General features: G+C 68.6%; 13 protein-coding genes. 10 read left to right on the plus strand and 3 right to left on the minus strand.

Going from position 1 to position 17,374, the window contains the following annotated elements; translation table 11 throughout:
* Nucleotides 1-13: 13 nt before the first annotated feature.
* Entirely contained in the window at nucleotides 14-1,393 is a 1,380-nt protein-coding gene (locus ACFYXH_RS20995) for an L-serine ammonia-lyase (protein WP_389564921.1), read from the minus strand.
* 176 nt (nucleotides 1,394-1,569) lie between these two features.
* On the opposite strand from ACFYXH_RS20995, the gene ACFYXH_RS21000 reads away from it, so the two are divergent.
* From ACFYXH_RS21000 to ACFYXH_RS21010, 3 genes are all read left to right on the plus strand, one after another.
* Nucleotides 1,570-1,932 (plus strand): bifunctional 3-phenylpropionate/cinnamic acid dioxygenase ferredoxin subunit, encoded by a 363-nt coding sequence (locus ACFYXH_RS21000; RefSeq protein WP_356233622.1) that lies wholly within the window; start codon nucleotides 1,570-1,572, stop codon nucleotides 1,930-1,932.
* Nucleotides 1,929-3,092, plus strand: a complete 1,164-nt coding sequence (locus tag ACFYXH_RS21005) for an NAD(P)/FAD-dependent oxidoreductase (protein ID WP_389564925.1) — start codon at nucleotides 1,929-1,931, stop codon at nucleotides 3,090-3,092. The genes ACFYXH_RS21000 and ACFYXH_RS21005 overlap by 4 nt, the downstream gene beginning before the upstream one ends.
* Nucleotides 3,093-3,220: 128 nt before the next feature.
* Entirely contained in the window at nucleotides 3,221-4,354 is a 1,134-nt protein-coding gene (locus ACFYXH_RS21010; protein WP_389564928.1) for an aromatic ring-hydroxylating dioxygenase subunit alpha, read from the plus strand.
* 125 nt (nucleotides 4,355-4,479) lie between these two features.
* On the opposite strand, the gene ACFYXH_RS21015 is transcribed toward ACFYXH_RS21010, so the two are convergent.
* Nucleotides 4,480-5,277, minus strand: coding sequence for an IclR family transcriptional regulator (locus ACFYXH_RS21015; protein WP_327327839.1), 798 nt, complete (start codon nucleotides 5,275-5,277; stop codon nucleotides 4,480-4,482).
* Nucleotides 5,278-5,421: 144 nt separating this feature from the next.
* Here ACFYXH_RS21015 and betA point away from each other — a divergent pair, with 144 nt between their 5' ends.
* Together betA and ACFYXH_RS21025 are read left to right on the plus strand one after the other, a co-directional pair.
* A complete protein-coding gene (gene betA, locus ACFYXH_RS21020) occupies nucleotides 5,422-7,080 on the plus strand; it encodes a choline dehydrogenase (protein ID WP_389564932.1) in 1,659 nt (552 codons plus the stop codon).
* A complete protein-coding gene (locus tag ACFYXH_RS21025; RefSeq protein WP_389564935.1) occupies nucleotides 7,077-7,901 on the plus strand; it encodes a 5,10-methylenetetrahydrofolate reductase in 825 nt (274 codons plus the stop codon). The genes betA and ACFYXH_RS21025 overlap by 4 nt, the downstream gene beginning before the upstream one ends.
* Nucleotides 7,902-8,008: 107 nt before the next feature.
* Here ACFYXH_RS21025 and purU read toward each other — a convergent pair whose 3' ends face one another.
* Nucleotides 8,009-8,881, minus strand: coding sequence for a formyltetrahydrofolate deformylase (gene purU, locus ACFYXH_RS21030; protein WP_327327842.1), 873 nt, complete (start codon nucleotides 8,879-8,881; stop codon nucleotides 8,009-8,011).
* A gap of 220 nt (nucleotides 8,882-9,101) precedes the next feature.
* Between purU and ACFYXH_RS21035 the strand changes: the two genes are divergently transcribed.
* From ACFYXH_RS21035 to ACFYXH_RS21055, 5 genes are all read left to right on the plus strand, one after another.
* Nucleotides 9,102-10,571 (plus strand): aldehyde dehydrogenase family protein, encoded by a 1,470-nt coding sequence (locus ACFYXH_RS21035; protein WP_389564939.1) that lies wholly within the window; start codon nucleotides 9,102-9,104, stop codon nucleotides 10,569-10,571.
* A 20-nt stretch (nucleotides 10,572-10,591) separates the two neighbouring features.
* Nucleotides 10,592-11,680 carry a glycine betaine/L-proline ABC transporter ATP-binding protein gene (locus ACFYXH_RS21040; RefSeq protein ID WP_389564942.1) on the plus strand — a complete coding sequence of 363 codons (1,089 nt, stop codon included), beginning with the start codon at nucleotides 10,592-10,594 and terminating at the stop codon, nucleotides 11,678-11,680.
* Entirely contained in the window at nucleotides 11,680-13,671 is a 1,992-nt protein-coding gene (locus ACFYXH_RS21045; protein ID WP_389564945.1) for an ABC transporter permease, read from the plus strand. The genes ACFYXH_RS21040 and ACFYXH_RS21045 overlap by 1 nt, the downstream gene beginning before the upstream one ends.
* A gap of 46 nt (nucleotides 13,672-13,717) precedes the next feature.
* A complete protein-coding gene (locus ACFYXH_RS21050; RefSeq protein WP_389564948.1) occupies nucleotides 13,718-14,716 on the plus strand; it encodes an ABC transporter substrate-binding protein in 999 nt (332 codons plus the stop codon).
* 198 nt (nucleotides 14,717-14,914) lie between these two features.
* Entirely contained in the window at nucleotides 14,915-17,353 is a 2,439-nt protein-coding gene (locus tag ACFYXH_RS21055; protein WP_389564951.1) for an FAD-dependent oxidoreductase, read from the plus strand.
* Nucleotides 17,354-17,374 lie beyond the last annotated feature (21 nt).

Raw genomic sequence — 17,374 nt, forward strand, 5'->3', positions numbered from 1 at the left:
GCATTCCATCGGGTCAGCACTCGATGACGTTGACCGCGAGGCCTCCGCGGGAGGTCTCCTTGTACTTCACCTTCATGTCGGCGCCGGTCTCGCGCATGGTCTTGATGACCTTGTCGAGCGAGACCACATGGGTGCCGTCGCCGCGCAGCGCCATCCGCGCCGCATTGATCGCCTTGACCGAGGCGATCGCGTTCCGCTCGATGCAGGGGATCTGGACCAGTCCTCCGACCGGGTCGCAGGTCAGTCCGAGATTGTGCTCCATGCCGATCTCGGCCGCGTTCTCGACCTGTTCCGGCGTGCCGCCGAGTGCCTCGGCAAGACCGGCGGCTGCCATGGAGCAGGCGGACCCGACCTCGCCCTGGCAGCCCACCTCCGCCCCGGAGATCGAGGCGTTCTCCTTGAACAGCGCTCCCACCGCGCCGGCGGCCAACAGAAAGCGGACGACTCCGTCCTCGTCGGCCCCGGGAACGAAGCGGGTGTAGTAGTGGAGCACCGCAGGCACGATTCCGGCGGCGCCGTTGGTGGGCGCGGTCACGATGCGGCCGCCCGAGGCGTTCTCCTCGTTCACGGCCAGGGCGTAGAGATTGACCCAGTCCATGACCTTCAGCGGGTCCCCGGGCTGGGTGGTGTCCTCGGCGAGGGTGCGCAATAGCCGGGGAGCGCGGCGTGGCACCTTCAGCCGCCCGGGCAGGGTGGTCTCGGTCCGTGAGCAGCCGCGGTCGACGCACTCCCGCATCACGGTCCAGATCCTCAGCAGGCCGGCTCGGACCTCGCTCTCGCTCCGCCAGGACAGTTCGTTGGCGAGCATCACTCCGCTGAGGGGCAGGCCGGACTCGTAGGCGCGCAGCAGCAGTTCGGACGCGGAGCGGAAGGGGAGGCGTACGGGTGTGTCGTCGGCCTTGATCCGGTCGGCTCCTGTCGCGGTCTCGTCGACGACGAAGCCCCCGCCCACCGAGTAGTACGTACCTGTCCTCAGCTCGCCGCCGTCGTGGTCCAGGGCCTGGAACCGCATGCCGTTGGGGTGGAAGGGAAGAGCGCGGCGGCGGTGCAGCACCAGGTGCTCGCGCTCGCGGAAGTCCACGTCCTTGACGCCCAGGAGTCGCAGCCGGCCCGTCTCGCGGATCCGGTGCACCCGGTCGTCCACGGTGTCGGTGTCGACGGTTTCGGGGTCCTCGCCCTCCAGGCCCAGGAGTACCGCCTTGTCACTGCCGTGACCGTGGCCGGTGGCACCGAGGGAGCCGAAGAGCTCTGCCCGCACCGACGCGGCGCGGGACAGCAGGCCGTCCTCGTCCAGCGCGTTGACGAAGAGGCGGGCGGCCTTCATCGGCCCCACGGTGTGCGAGCTGGAGGGGCCGATACCCACTTTGAACAGGTCGAAGACGCTGATCGCCACGTCGTTCCTTCCGGATCGGAAGTTGTGTAGTACGCACAGCGTTGCGTAAAAAGAAACATGGAACAAGGGGTCGGCCTGTCCGGGGGATGCCTTGACACGGGCTTTGGGGGACTTCAAACTGGCGTTGCGCTTACCGCAATCTGTTTCGTTATATGCACCCGAGCACCCGAGGTGTCATGATGATTCCCGCGTGCCGTCTCGCGGATCTGCCGCGAGGCGAGGCCTACCGGCTCGACATCGATCCGCCCGTCTCGGTGTTCCACACCGATGACGGCGAGGTCTTCGCCATCGACGACACTTGCACCCACCAGGACGCGTCGCTCGCCGACGGCTGGCTGGAGGGCCGCGAAGTCGAATGCCCGCTGCACGCCTCGAAGTTCGACCTCCGGACGGGGGCCGTCGACTCACCGCCGGCCAAGCTCCCCGTCCGCACCCATGAGGTCCTGATCGAGGACGGCATGATCTACGTCCAGCCGTCCACGGCGGCCCCGAATCTGCCGCCCTGCATCGCGGCGCGGCTCGCCGGAGGTCTCGCGTGAGGACGGTGGCCGTGGTCGGCGCCTCGCTCGCGGGACTGTCGGCCGCACGCTCCCTGCGGAAACAGGGTTACGACGGACGGCTGGTCGTGATCGGTGACGAGCCGCACCGTCCGTACGACAGGCCGCCGTTGTCCAAGGAGTTCCTCGCCGGCACGATCCGCGAAGCGGATCTCGCGCTGGAGGCGGACGGTGAGGACCTTCAGGCGGAGTGGCTGCTCGGCGTGCGGGCCGCGGGATTCGACCTCGGTGACCGTGCTGTGCGGCTCGCGGACGGCCGGTCCGTCCGTGCCGACGGGGTCGTCATCGCCACCGGTGCGACCGCGCGCATGCTGCCGGGCAGCGACGGCCTGGCCGGGGTGCATACGCTGCGCACCCTGGACGACGCCCGTGCCCTGCGGGCCGACCTGACCCGGGGCGGGCGGCTGGTGGTGATCGGCGGCGGGTTCATCGGCGCCGAGGTCGCCTCGACCGCGTACGGCCTGGGACTTGACGTGACGGTCGTCGAGGCGGCACCGACTCCGCTGGCCGGCCCGCTCGGCGAGGTCATGGGAGGCGTCGTCTCCACGCTCCATGCGGACCACGGCGTACGTCTGCTCTGCGGCGTCGGCGTCAAAGGCCTGAGCGGGGCGGCCCGCGTCGAGGCGGTCCTGCTGGAGGACGGCCGCAGCATCCCGGCCGACACCGTCGTCGTCGGCGTGGGCGCCCGTCCGTGCGTCGAGTGGCTCGACGGCTGTGGCGTCGCCCTGGACGACGGCGTCACGTGCGGCGCGGACGGCCGCACAAGCGTGGCCGCTGTGGTCGCGGTCGGCGACTGCGCCTCCTGGTACGACCCGGTCGCCGGGGTCCACCGGCGCGTCGAGCACTGGACCGGCGCGCGGGAACGGCCCGACGCGGCCGTGGCCGCGCTGCTGTCCGGCGGTGCGGCAACGCCGGGAGTGCCCAAGCCGCCGTACTTCTGGTCGGACCAGTACGGCGTACGGATCCAGTTCGCCGGGCACTCCGCCGGGGCCGACAGTGTGACGGTCGAGGAGGGGCTCCCGGACGACCGCAGCTTCCTGGCGGTCTACAGGCGGTCGGGCCATCCGGTCGCGGTCCTCGGGATGAACCAGCCGCGCCTGTTCACCCGCTGGCGCAAGCAGCTCGCTGCCGCCACGCTCTGACGCCACTCGCGCGGCGTCACCCGCTGTTGCTCAGCACGCCATGTATTGCATATCGCACTACGCCGCTCGGACCACCTCGTCCCCGGCGCGACGACCGATCAACGACGTCACCCCGCGAGGAGTGCACTGTGACCTCGACCAGCCTGCCGGACAGCCTGATCGCCACGCTCCCCGGCTCCTACTACACCGATCCCGGGATCTTCGCCCAGGAGCAGGAGCACATCTTCGAGGAGATGTGGTTCTGCGTCGCGCGCTCCTCCGACCTGGCCAAGCCCGGCGCCTTCCGGACTGTGGAGGTGGGACGCGAGAGCATCCTCGTCACCCGGGCCCGGGACAACTCCGTCCGCGCCTTCTTCAATGTCTGCCGGCACCGTGGCGCCAAGCTCTGTACGGAGGAGACCGGCGAGGTCAAGCGCGCCTTCCAGTGCCCGTACCACGCGTGGACGTACGACCTGACGGGCAAGCTCGTCGCGGCGCCCAACCTCACGAAGATGCCCGACGTCGGCCGTGTCGAGTACGGCCTGGCGAATGTGGCCTCTCGCGAATGGCTGGGCTATGTCTGGGTCTGTCTGGCGGAGACCCCGCCCTCCTTCGAGGAACAGGTCGTCGGTGAGGTCGTCGCACGGCTCGGTGACGTGGAGTCGATCGAGCGCTACGACGTGGAAAGCCTCGAGGTCGGCAGGCGGATCGTCTACGACGTGAAGGCGAACTGGAAGCTGATCATCGAGAACTTCATGGAGTGCTACCACTGCGCAACGATCCACCCGGAACTCACCGAGGTTCTGCCGGAGTTCGCCGACGGCTATGCCGCGCAGTACTACGTCGGCCACGGCGCCGAATTCGGTGCGGAGGTCAAGGGCTTTACCGTGGACGGCTCCGAAGGCCTGGACCGCATCCCCGGGGTCTCCGAGGACCAGGACCGCCGCTACTACGCGATCACCGTCCCGCCGCAGGTATTCATCAATCTCGTCCCCGACCACGTGATCTTCCACCGGATGTACCCGGTTGCTGTCGACCGCACGATCGTCGAGTGCGACTGGCTCTACCTCAAGGACGTGGTGGACAGCGGCAGGGATGTCAGCCGGTCCGTGGAGCTCTTCGACCGGGTCAACCGGCAGGACTTCGACGCCTGCGAGCGCTGCCAGCCCGCGATGAGCTCCCGCCTGTACGCCAAGGGCGGCGTACTCGTACCCAGCGAGCACCACATCGGCGTGTTCCACGACTGGATCCACGAGCGCCTGGGCACCCAGCGGTCGGATTAGCGCCGACGACGGCGGCATTCGGATCGGCAGGAGCGAGACCTGGGCCGCCCGGGAATCCCCGCGGTGACCCACGCCCTGCTCATGACGCTCCGACCGCTCCTGCGGCCGGAGCGGGCGCGCCCGGGTCAGCCCAGGTAGCCCATCCGGTGACTGATCTCTTCCGCACCCTGGATCAGCAATGGGGCGAGCTCGCGCATGCGCTCCTCCGTGAACCGGTACGAGGGCCCCGAGGCGCTGAGTGCCGCGATGACCTCTCCGTCCCTGTTGCGGACCGGCGCGGCCATGGCGTGCAGCCCGAGCTCCAGTTCCTCCTTGGTCCAGGAGTAGCCGTGCTCTCTGACCTCGGCGAGGTTCTTCTCGAGCTTCGTCTTCGCGGTCAGGGTGTGCGGGGTCACCTTCTTCAGGCCTGTCTGCGACAGGAGCTCGGCACGCTCCTTGGCGGGCAGGTGGGCCAGCAGGATTTTGCCGCTGGAGGTGGCGTGCAGCGGGGTCAGCTGGCCGACCCAGTTGTGCGCCGCCACTGCGGCGGGCCCGCGCACCTGGAACAGGTTGATCGCGAAGTGCTCCTGCATGACGGCGATGTTGACGGTCTCGCCGATCTCCTCTGCGAGGCGCTCGCAGACCGGGCGGCCCTGCTGCGTGATGTCGATGCGGCCCGTGACCGCGCCGGCCAGGCGCACGATGCCGAAGCCGAGGCGGTACTTGCCGCGCTCGCCCGCCTGCTCCACCAGACCGCGCGCCTCCAGCGCGCCGAGCAGGCGGAATGCCGTGGATTTGTGGACGTCGATCTCGGCTGCCACGTCACTGACGCCCGCTTCGCCCTGTTGGGCAAGGATTTCCAGCACGCTGATGGCGCGGTCGACGGACTGGACTCCGCCGGGCTGCGAACCGGTCGTTTCGGTATCTGGACTGTAGTTGCTCACAGCGAAACTATACGCGCAGTAAACAACAGCTGGGCAGAGGAACGCACGTCTCGGTAAGTTGCGTGGCTCGCAACCTGGTGCGTATGGCGCTACCCGTACTAGCATGCCCCGCGTATCGAACGGCGCGATCGAGACGAGGTAGCCATGGCTCCCCTGCAGTACGACTTCGTCATCGTCGGCGGCGGATCGGCCGGCAGCGCACTGGCGAACCGGCTCTCCGCCGATCCGGACAACAGCGTTCTGGTGCTGGAGGCCGGACGGTCCGACTATCCGTGGGACGTGTTCATCCACATGCCCGCGGCGCTGACCTACCCCATCGGCAGCCGCTTCTACGACTGGAAGTACGAATCCGAGCCCGAGCCCCATATGGGCGGCCGCCGCGTCTACCACGCCCGCGGCAAAGTGCTCGGCGGTTCCAGCAGCATCAACGGCATGATCTTCCAGCGGGGCAACCCCATGGACTACGAGCGGTGGGCGGCCGACCCGGGGATGGAGACCTGGGACTACGCACACTGCCTGCCGTACTTCCAGCGCATGGAGAACTGCCTGGCGGCCGACCCCGACGACGAGTTCCGCGGCCACGACGGCCCTCTCGTCCTCGAACGCGGCCCGGCCTCCAGCCCGCTCTTCCCCGCCTTCCTCGAGGCCGTCCAGGAGGCCGGCTACCCCCGCACCGACGACGTCAACGGCTACCGGCAGGAAGGCTTCGCCCCGTTCGACCGCAACGTCCACCGCGGACGCCGTCTGTCAGCCGCCAAGGCGTACCTCAAGCCCGTGAAGAGGCGGCCGAATCTTGACGTCAAGACCCGTGCCCTTGTCACCCGCGTGATCTTCGAGGGCAAGCGCGCCGTCGGTGTCGAGTACCGGCGCGGCCGTGGCAAGCCCCAGCAGGTCCGCGCCCGCGAGGTGATCCTCTGCGGCGGTGCGATCAACTCCCCCCAACTGCTGCAGCTTTCCGGCGTCGGCAACGCGGAGGAACTCAAGTCCCTGGGCGTCGACGTCGTCCACCATCTGCCGGGAGTCGGCGAGAATCTGCAGGACCACCTGGAGGTGTACGTCCAGTACGCCTGCAAGCAGCCGGTCTCCATGCAGCCGTACATGGCGAAGTGGCGTGCCCCGTTCATCGGCCTCCAGTGGCTCTTCCGCAAGGGTCCGGCCGCGACCAACCACTTCGAGGCCGGCGGCTTCGCCCGCAGCAACGAGGACGTGGACTACCCCAACCTGATGTTCCACTTCCTGCCCATCGCGGTCCGCTACGACGGCACCTCGCCGGCGGGCGGGCACGGCTACCAAGTGCACGTCGGACCCATGTATTCCGACGCCCTCGGCTCCGTGAAGATCAAGAGCAAGGACCCGCGCGAGCACCCGGCGCTGCGCTTCAACTACCTGTCCACCGAACAGGACCGCCGCGAATGGGTCGAGGCGGTCCGGGTGACGCGCAAGCTCCTCAACCAGCCCGCGCTCGCCCCGTACAACGACGGGGAGATCTCACCCGGACCGTCCGTGGAGAGCGACGAGGAGATCCTCGCCTGGGTCGCGAAGGAGGGCGAGACCGCCCTGCACCCCTCCTGCACCTGCAAAATGGGCACCGATGAGATGGCCGTGGTCGACCCGGAGAGCATGCGGGTGCACGGCGTGGAGGGGCTGCGCGTCGTGGACGCCTCCGTGATGCCGTACGTCACCAACGGCAACATCTACGCACCCGTGATGATGATCGCGGAGAAGGCCGCCGACCTCATCCTCGGCAAGAAGCCGCTTCCGGCCTCCAAGGCCCAGTACTACCGGCACCGCGACCCACGGTGAGAACACTGCTGAAGAGCGTCCGCTACGAGGTCCTGCCGGCGAAGTCCACACAGGACAAGGTGCTCGCCCATGTGCCGCGCGACGTGGTGGTCACGGTCACCGCGTCGCCGGTCAAGGGCCTGGAGCCGACGCTCGACCTCGCCACCCGGCTGGCGGCGCACGGCTACCGCGTCGTCCCGCACGTGCCCGCGCGGCTGCTGCGGGACGACGCGCACCTGGCGGACGTCGTCGGCCGGCTCCGTGCGGCGGGCATCGACGACATCTTCGTCCCGGCCGGGGACGCCGACCCGCCGGCCGGGACGTACCAGGGAGCGCTGCCGGTGCTGCGCAGGCTGAGCGAGCTGGGCAGCCCCTTCACACACATCGGCATCACCGGCTACCCCGAGAGTCATCCGCTCATCGACGACGACGTCATCGTCCAGTCGATGTGGGACAAGCGCGCGCACGCCACGTACATCGTCAGCAATCTGTGCTTCGATCCTCGCGTGCTCGGCGACTGGCTCGTGCGGGTACGCCGGCGCGACATCGTGCTGCCCGTCCATGTGGGCGTCGCCGGCCCCGTTGAGCGGGCGAAGCTGCTCTCCATGGCGACAAAGATCGGGGTGGGGGAGTCGGCGCGGTTCCTGGCCGGGCACGCCTCCTGGTTTCTGCGCTTCGCGGCACCGGGCGGCTACTCGCCCGATCGGCTGCTCAGACGCAGCGCCGACGCGCTCACTGCTCCCTCGGCGGCCGTCGCGGGCCTGCACCTGTTCACCTTCAACCAGCTCGCCGAGACGGAGCGCTGGCGCCGCGGCATGCTGGAGCGCCTCGACGGTTGTTAGTCCCCGGACCCCGGTACGCCCTTCGGGCGTGTCCTCAATCGCCGTACGGGCTCCGATGGAGCCCGTACGGCGATTGAGGCGCGAGGTCCGGGGCGGAGCCCCGGGGTTCAGCGAAAGACCACCGTACGGTTCCCGTCCACCATCACGCGGCTCTCGCTGTGCCACTTCACGGCGTGCGCCAGCACCTGTGCCTCCACGTCCCGCCCAACCGTGACCAGTTCGTCCGGGTCGAGCGAGTGATCCACGCGAACCACGTCCTGCTCGATGATCTGGCCCTCGTCCAGGTCCGGCGTCACATAGTGCGCCGTGGCGCCCACGAGCTTCACGCCGCGGTCGTACGCCTGCCCGTACGGGCGTGCGCCCTTGAAGCTGGGCAGGAAGGAGTGGTGGATGTTGATGGCCCGGCCCTCGAGCTGCTTGCACAGGTCGTCCGAGAGGATCTGCATATAGCGGGCGAGCACCACCAGATCGATGTCCAGCTCGCGCACCAGCTCCAGAAGACGTGCCTCGGCGTCGGCCTTGGTGTCCCTGGTCACCGGGATGTGGTGGAAGGGGATGCCGTAGGTCCCGGCCAACTCCTCGAACTCCTCGTGGTTGGAGACGATGGCCGGGATTTCGATGTTGAGAGCGCCGGTGCGCCGACGGAAGAGGAGGTCATTCAGGCAGTGGCCGAATTTCGACACCATGATCAGCGTGCGCGTCGGCGTCGAGGCGTCCCGCAGGGTCCACGAGATCCGGTAGGCCTCGGCGACGGGGCCGAATCGGTCACGCAGTTGTTTCACGTCGGTGTCGGGGTCGGACACATCGAAGTGGACCCTCATGAAGAAACGGTCCTGAAGCCGGTCGTCGAACTGCTGGCTCTCCAGGATGTTGCCGGAGTTCCTGACCAGGTAGCCGCTCACGGCGTGCACCAGTCCGGCCTGGTCCGGGCACGAGAGGGTGAGGACGTATTCGCGGCCAGGTTGCGGTCGAGGGGACATACGCGGCCTCCGTTGGTGCGTATTGCACAACACGGTGAGTGATACGCAACATGGTCAGCCCCTCGTGGGCCGCGGTCAAGAGAAGCGGGACAACTGGGCTCCAGGGCGGAATCCGCCCGTTTTGCCCTCTTGACGTGGGTCATGCGTTCGGGCCAGGGTGTTCCACCACAAGCAATGCAGTGCATGATGCGCAACGAACTTCGGTCGAAGGGCTCCGCACGTGGCAGACCTGTATCTGGACGGAGAATGGCGCGATCCGGTGGCCGGGGGCCACCGGGAGATCCTCTGCCCCGCAGATGGCACGCTTGCGGCGGTCGTGTCCGAAGGGACCCGGGCCGACAGCGAGGCCGCGATCGCAGCGGCCCGCCGGGCTTTCGACGAAGGCCCCTGGCCGCGAACCCCCGAGCGGGAACGCGGCGCGCTGCTGCTGCGCACCGCCGATCTGATCGAGCGCGACGCCAAGGAGTTCGCCCGCGCCGAATCACTGGACACCGGCAAGCGGTTGGTGGAGAGCGAGTACGACATCGCCGATGTGGTCTCCTGTTTCCGCTACTACGGCGGGATCGCGGGCACCAGCGCCGGCCGGGTGGTCGACACCGGACGCGACGACGCCGTCAGCCGCGTCACCTACGAGCCGGTCGGAGTCTGCGGGTTGATTACCCCGTGGAACTATCCGCTGCTCCAGGCGTCGTGGAAGGTCGCCCCCGCTCTTCTGGCCGGAAACACGGTCGTGCTGAAGCCGAGCGAGCTCACCCCGTCCACATCGATCCTGCTGATGCGGGCACTTGAGGAGGCCGGTCTGCCGGCCGGCGCCGCCAACCTCGTGCTCGGCGCCGGTCCCGAGGTGGGCGCACCGCTGTCCGAAGACCCCGCCGTCGACATGATCTCCTTCACCGGGGGCCTCGACACCGGCCGAAGGATCATGGCCACGGCCGCCGCGACCGTGAAAAAGGTCGCCCTCGAACTGGGTGGCAAGAACCCCAATGTGGTCTTCGCCGACGCCGATTTCGAGGCCGCGGTGGACTTCGCTCTCACGGCCGTCTTCCTGCATTCCGGGCAGGTCTGCTCGGCCGGCGCCCGTCTGATCGTCGAGGACGAGCTCCATGACGCCTTCGTCGACGAGGTCGTACGCCGTGCCGGGCGAATCCGTCTGGGCGGCCCCTTCGATCCCGAGGCCGATACGGGACCGCTGGTCTCCGCACAGCACCGGGAGAAGGTCGAGGCCTACGTCGCCGCGGGCCTCGCCGAGGGCGCCGTACTGCGCTGCGGCGGCAGTCGCCCGGAGGACCCCGAACTCGCGAGCGGCTACTACTACCCGCCGACCGTGCTCGACGAGTGTCGCCAGGACATGCGTGTGGTGCATGAGGAGTCCTTCGGCCCCGTGCTGACCGTCGAGCGCTTCAGCGGCGAGGACGACGCCGTACGCATCGCCAATGACACCGAGTACGGACTCGCCGGAGCCGTATGGACGCAGGACGCCGGCAAGGCCCAGCGGGTCGCGCGACGGCTGCGCCACGGCACCGTGTGGATCAACGACTACCACCCCTATGTACCGCAGGCGGAATGGGGTGGCTTCGGCCACTCGGGCGTGGGCCGGGAACTGGGGCCGACGGGCCTGGACGAATATCGCGAGCCCAAGCACATCTGGCAGAACATCCAACCCCGGCCGCAACACTGGTTCCGCGGCTGAATGCCGAAGAGAGGTCGACCGTGACCCCAACAGAGACTGAACTGCCGCAGCGGCGCGGCACGTCCCAGGACCAGGACAGGCCCCCGGTCATCTCCGTGCGCGGGCTGTGGAAGGTGTTCGGGCCCAAGGCAGACCAGGTGCCGGATTCCGCGGAGCTGTGCGGACTCACGCGCCGCGAGCTCATGGACCGCACGGGATGCACCGCCGCCGTACGGGATGTGAACTTCGACGTGTCGCCCGGCGAGGTCTTCGTCGTGATGGGCCTCTCCGGTTCCGGCAAGTCCACGCTGGTGCGATGTCTCACCCGGCTGATCGAACCCACCGCGGGCGAGGTGAACTTCGAGGGCGAGGACATCCGTGGCGCGGACGCCAAACGGCTGCGCGAGCTACGGCGCCGCAAGTTCTCCATGGTCTTCCAGCACTTCGGGCTGCTGCCGCACCGCCGGGTCGTCGACAACGTCTCGTACGGCCTGGAGATACGTGGCATGGGCAAGGCGGAGCGCGTCAAGCGGGCCATGGAGGTCGTCGAACTGGTCGGCCTGGCCGGATACGAGCACTCCTACCCCGACCAGCTCTCCGGCGGCATGCAGCAGCGCGTCGGTCTCGCCCGTGCGCTCGCCGGCGATCCGGACGTGCTCTTCTTCGACGAGCCGTTCTCCGCGCTCGACCCGCTGATCCGCCGCGACATGCAGAACGAGGTCATCCGCCTGCACCACGAGGTCGGCAAGACCATGGTCTTCATCACCCACGACCTGTCCGAGGCGCTCAAGCTCGGCGATCGCATTCTCATCATGCGCGACGGCAAGATGGTCCAGTGCGGCACAGGTGACGAACTGGTCGGCGCGCCCGCCGACGATTATGTCCGCGAGTTCGTCAAGGACGTGTCCCGCGCCGAAGTCCTGACCCTGCGCTGGATCATGCGCGCCCCGGAGCCCGGCGACGCCCTCGACGGCCCGGAGCTGGGCCCGGACGTCGTGGTGCGCGAGGCGACGCGGGCGGTGCTCGCCGCCGACAGGCCGGTCAAGGTCGTCCAGGACGGCAAGCTGCTGGGCATCGTCGGCGACGAGGAGATCCTCGCGGTCGTCGCCGGACAGGAAGGCGGCGCGTGATGGCTGTCGCCGCCGACGCGGCCGCCCCGGCCCGGGCCGTGCGCCGAGTCAGCCGCCGCGTCGTGGTGGCCGCGATCGTGCTCGCCTGGCTGGTGCTGTTCGCCGCCCTGCGCGGGCGGGAGACCCTGGCGCTGGCGGCGGCCGACCTGACGGACCTGCACCGCTGGTTCAACTCGGTCAACGACAGCATCGGGGCGAACCGCAACAGCAACCCGCTCTTCCTCTACTTCTTCAACGAGATCCGGCTGGTCATCGACAATCTCGTCACCTTCATCCAGTCGCTGATCTCCCAGCCGCAGGGTGGGCGCCCGGTCCCCGTCATCGGCTGGCTGGGCGTCGTCGGCCTCGCCGGATATGTCTCCTGGGCGTTCGGGAACATACGCGTCGCGGCCCTGGCCGTGGCCGGGTTCGTCTTCCTCGGGCTGCAGGGACTGTGGCAGGAGAGCATGGACACGCTGGCCCTGACCCTGTCGGCGGTCTTCGTCTCCCTGCTCATCGGCATCCCGCTCGGCATCTGGGCCGGGCTCTCCGACCGGGTGAACCGAGCCATCACGCCGTTCCTGGACTTCATGCAGACGATGCCGACCTTCGTCTACCTGGCTCCGCTGACGCTGTTCTTCCTCATCGGCCCGGCATCCGCGACGATCGCCACGCTCATCTACGCGGCGCCGCCCGCCATACGCATCACCGCGCACGCCATCCGCTCGGTGCCCGCCACCACGGTCGAGGCCGCAGAGTCGCTGGGATCCACCCGGGGGCAGACGCTCACCAAGGTGCTGCTGCCCATGTCCAAGCGGACCGTGGTGATGGGCGTCAACCAGACCATCATGGCCGCGCTGTCCATGGTCACCATCGCCGCCCTGATCGACGCGCCCGGGCTGGGCAAGACGGTCGTCAAGGCGCTGCAGACCCTGGACGTCGGCGTCGCCTTCAACGCAGGCCTCGCGATCGTCGTCATGGCCATCGTGCTGGACCGGGTGACGACCGCGGCGGGTGACCGTGTGGAGGCCGCGAGGAAGCGCCGCGCCGGCCGCTTCACGAAGTGGCGCCGGCCCCTCCTGCTGGCCGGTGGCGCGGCGGCCGCGGTGTGCGTGTGGCTGTCCCACACCTATGTGTGGGCAGCCCAGTTCCCCGGCGACGCCTCAGTCGGCGGCGCGATCGCCCGCACGGCGGACTCGGTCACCCTGTGGACGCAGGACACCTTCGGCGGACTGACCAACGGAACCAGGGACCTGATCACCACAGCGCTGCTCAACCCCTTCGAGACACTGCTCACCGAGTCCCCCTGGTGGCTGGTCGGCGTCGTCCTCGTCGCCGTCGGTGCCGTGCTCGGCGGGTGGCGCGCGGGTGTCACGGCGGCGGTCTGTGTGGCACTGCTCGTCGGGACCGGGGTGTGGTCGGACAGCATGACGACGCTGGCCTCCACGGCGGTGGCGACTCTGATCGTGATGCTGCTCGGCGTCGTGGTCGGTGTCTGGATGGGCCGCAGTCCGCTGGTCGACCGGCTGATCAGACCCAGCCTCGACGCGGGCCAGACCATGCCCTCCTTCGTGTATCTGGTGCCGTTCCTGGCGCTGTTCGGTGCGACGCGCTTCACGGCGATCATCGCCGCGGTCGTCTTCGCGGCCCCCGTGACGATCAAGATCATCGCGGACGGTGTGCGAGCGGTGCCACAGACCACGGTGGAGGCCGCCACGGCAGCCGGCTCCAGCACCTGGCAGATCATCACCAAGGTGCAGCTCCCCATGTCACGCAGCGCCCTGACACTCGCGACCAACCAGGGACTGATCTACGTCCTGTCCATGGTGGTCGTGGGCGGTCTGGTCGGTGCGGGCGCCCTGGGCTATGACGTCGTAGCCGGTTTCTCCCAGGGCCAGTTGTACGGCAAGGGCCTGGCAGCGGGCCTGGCCATCGTTCTGCTCGGGGTCATGTTCGACCGGATAACCCAGGCAGCGGCACGGCGCACAACGAGGGCGCCCGGCGCCCGCTAGGCCGGCCACAACTCAGCGGCCACAGGAAGAAGCACAGGAGGCAGTAATGATCGGAAACTTCATTGGGCAGTCGCGGCCCGCGAGACGGCGGGCCGCGGTGGCCGGGCTGGCGGCGCTGAGCCTCGCCGCGCTCACCGCCTGCGGCGGCGCCAAGGTCGGCGAGTCGGGATCGGACAAGGCGGGGGGCGCCGGCAAGTGCGGCACGTTCAACCTCGCGATCAACCCCTGGGTCGGTTACGAGGCCAACGCGGCGGTCATCGCGTATGTCGCCGAGAATGACCTCAAGTGTCAGGTGACCAAGAAGGACCTCAAGGAAGAGGTCGCCTGGCAGGGCTTCGGCACCGGCGAGGTGGACGCCGTCGTCGAGAACTGGGGCCACGACGACCTGAAGAAGAAGTACATCAGCGACCAGAAGACCGCCGTGGAGGCCGGCGCGACCGGCAACACGGGCGTCATCGGCTGGTTCGTGCCGCCGTGGCTGGCCAAGGAGCACCCGGACATCACCGACTGGAAGAACCTCAACAAATACGCCGCCAATTTCAAGACGTCGGAGTCGGGTGCCAAGGGCCAGTTCCTCGACGGCGATCCGTCGTTCGTCACGAACGACGCCGCACTGGTGAAGAATCTCAAGCTGGATTACAAGGTCGTCTACGGTGGCAGCGAGGCGGCGCTCATCCAGGCGTTCAGACAGGCCGAGGCCAAGAAGTCCTGGGTGATCGGATACTTCTACGCGCCGCAGTGGTTCATGTCGGAGGTCGAGCTGGTGAAGGTGAATCTGCCGGCGTACAAGGACGGCTGCGACGCCGACGCGGAGAAGGTCGCCTGCGACTACCCCGAATACGAGCTGGACAAGATCGTCAGCAAGAAGTTCGCCGACTCGGGCAGTCCTGCCTATGACCTCGTCAAGAACTTCACCTGGACCAACTCGGACCAGAACCTCGTGGCCAAGTACATCGCCGAGGACAAGATGACGCCGGAGGCGGCGGCCAAGAAGTGGGTGGACGCCAACCGCGACAAGGTTGATTTCTGGCTCAAGAAGAGCTGATCCACAGGAGGGGCCGGGAGCGTTGACCGTGCCCGGCGGGCTGCCGTGACAGCCCGCCGGGCACGGCTGTTTTTTTGCCCCGGTTACGGCCGTGAAGGCCCCTTGACACCCACCCTCGGCGACCGGCATCGTGAGTTGCGCAACCTGAAGCATGTTGCGCTGACAGCAACTTAACTGCTTAAAGGCGGAGGTGCGGCGATGGCGGGACCCCGAGTGGTCATCATCGGAGCGGGCGTCGTGGGAGCGGCGCTCGCGGACGAACTGTCCTTCGCGGGCTGGACCGACATCACGGTCGTCGACCAGGGGCCCCTCCCCGCCACAGGCGGGTCGTCGTCCCATGCGCCGGGGCTGGTCTTCCAGACGAACTCCTCGAAGACCATGACCGAGCTCGCCCGCTACACCGTCGAGAAGTTCTGCAGCCTCGACGTCGACGGAGAGCCCTGCTTCCTGCAGGTGGGCGGACTCGAGGTGGCCACCACCCCGGAACGCCTGATCGAGTTGCACCGCCGCCACGGCTGGGTCACCGCCTGGGGCATCGAGTCCCGGCTGCTGAGCCCCGAGGAGTGCATCGAACTGCACCCGCTGGTGGACCCCGGACGCGTCCTCGGCGGCCTCCTGGTCCCCACCGACGGCCTGGCCAAGGCGGTGCTCGCCGTCGAAGCCCAGATCCGGCGGGCCACCGAGCGCGGCGTACGCTTCCTCGCCCGCCACGAAGTCCTCGACGTCGTACACAGCGAGGGCGAGGTCAGCGCAGTCGTCACCGACCAGGGCGAGATCCCCGCCGACATCGTCGTGTGCTGCGCGGGCATCTGGGGCCCGAAGATCGCCCGCATGGTCGGCATGAACCTGCCCCTCACCCCGCTCGCCCACCAGCTCGCCTGGACCGGTCCCGTTCCCGCACTGGAAGGCCAGGCCGAGGAGGCCGTCCGGCCGATCCTGCGCCACCAGGACGCGGATCTGTACTACCGCGACCGCTTCGACCGCATCGGCATCGGCTACTACGGCCACCGGCCCATGCCGGTCGACCCGGAGGACATCGCCTCGGTGGACGAAGCCGAGCAGATGCCCTCGGTCATGAAGTTCACCGAGGACGACTTCGCCGACGCCTGGGCCGAGACACAGGCACTGCTGCCCGCGACCCGCGACGCCAAGATCGAAGAGGGCATCAACGGTCTCTTCTCCTTCACCACCGACGGCCTGCCGCTGCTGGGCGAATCACCTGACGTCAAGGGCTTCTGGGTCGCCGAGGCCGTGTGGGTCACCCACTCGGCCGGCGTGGCCCGCGCGGTGGCCGAATGGCTCGTGGACGGCCACTGCTCGTCCTTCGATCTGCACGAGTGCGACGTCAACCGCTTCGAGCCGCATCAGCTCTCCCCGGAGTACGTCCTGGCCCGCGACTGCCAGAACTTCGTCGAGGTCTACGACATCCTCCACCCCCTCCAGCCGGCCGGCGCGCCACGCCCCCTGCGCACCAGCCCCTTCTACGCCCGTCAGCAGGAACTCGGCGCCGTCTTCCTGGAGGCCACCGGCTGGGAGCGGCCCCAGTGGTACGAAGCGAACGAACACCTGGCAGCCGGGCGTTCCATCCCCACTCCCAACGACTGGGCGGCGCGCTACTGGTCGCCCATCGTCGGCGCAGAGGCCCAGACCACGCGCGAGACCGTCGCGATGTACGACATGACCGCGCTCAAGCGCCTGGAAGTCACCGGACGTGGCGCGGCCGCGTTCCTCCAGCGGCTGTCCACCGGCAACGTCGACAAGTCGGTCGGCTCGGTGACGTACACCCTGCTCCTGGACGAAGACGGCGGCATCCGCAGCGACATCACCGTCGCCCGTCTCGGCCGCGACCACTTCCAGGTCGGCGCCAACGGCAACCTGGACCTCGACTGGTTTGGCCGGCACCTGCCGGCGGACGGGTCGGTCCAGGTACGCGACATCACCGCCGGCACCTGCTGCGTCGGTCTGTGGGGCCCGCTGGCCCGCGAGGTGCTCCAGCCGCTCGCCGACTCGGACTTCTCCAACGACGGTCTGAAGTACTTCCGCGCCAAGCGCGCCCACATCGGTTCCGTCCCCGTCACCGCGATGCGCCTGTCGTACGTCGGCGAACGCGGCTGGGAGCTGTACACCACCGCCGACATGGGCCAGAAACTCTGGGACACCCTGTGGCAGGCCGCCCAGCCCCTCGGCGGCATCGCCGCCGGCCGTGGCGCCTTCAACAGTCTGCGTCTCGAGAAGGGCTACCGCTCCTTCGGCACCGACATGACCTATGAGCACGACCCCTACGAGGCGGGCGTCGGCTTCGCCGTCAAGCTCGACAAGGACGACTTCATCGGCAAGGCCGCGCTGGAACGGCGCAAGGCCGATGTGCGGCGCCGCCTGACCTGTCTGACCATCGACGACCCACAGGCCGTGGTCATGGGGAAGGAGCCGGTGTACGACGGCGACCGCCCCGTCGGCTATGTCACCAGCGCCGCGTACGGCTACACGATCGGCAAGGGCATCGCCTATGCGTGGCTGCCCGCCGAGCTCGCCACGACCGGCCGCACCATGCACATCGGCTACTTCGACCAGCGCGTCGAAGCGGTCGTCGCCGAAGAGCCGCTGTTCGACCCCTCCATGTCCCGCCTGCGCGGCTGAGCCCCCATCCGTAAGAAGAGG

Source organism: Streptomyces sp. NPDC002730 (assembly GCF_042888805.1).
Lineage (GTDB): Bacteria > Actinomycetota > Actinomycetes > Streptomycetales > Streptomycetaceae > Streptomyces.

What these genes read in the sequence shown, in the direction of transcription:
- purU (WP_327327842.1), bottom strand. Translation starts at nt 8,881, where the DNA reads ATGTCCCCTCGACCGCAACCTGGCCGCGAATACGTCCTCACCCTCTCG.
- ACFYXH_RS21045 (WP_389564945.1), top strand. Translation starts at nt 11,680, where the DNA reads ATGGCTGTCGCCGCCGACGCGGCCGCCCCGGCCCGGGCCGTGCGCCGA.
- ACFYXH_RS21055 (WP_389564951.1), top strand. Translation starts at nt 14,915, where the DNA reads ATGGCGGGACCCCGAGTGGTCATCATCGGAGCGGGCGTCGTGGGAGCG.
- betA (WP_389564932.1), top strand. Translation starts at nt 5,422, where the DNA reads ATGGCTCCCCTGCAGTACGACTTCGTCATCGTCGGCGGCGGATCGGCC.
- ACFYXH_RS21000 (WP_356233622.1), top strand. Translation starts at nt 1,570, where the DNA reads ATGATGATTCCCGCGTGCCGTCTCGCGGATCTGCCGCGAGGCGAGGCC.
- ACFYXH_RS21050 (WP_389564948.1), top strand. Translation starts at nt 13,718, where the DNA reads ATGATCGGAAACTTCATTGGGCAGTCGCGGCCCGCGAGACGGCGGGCC.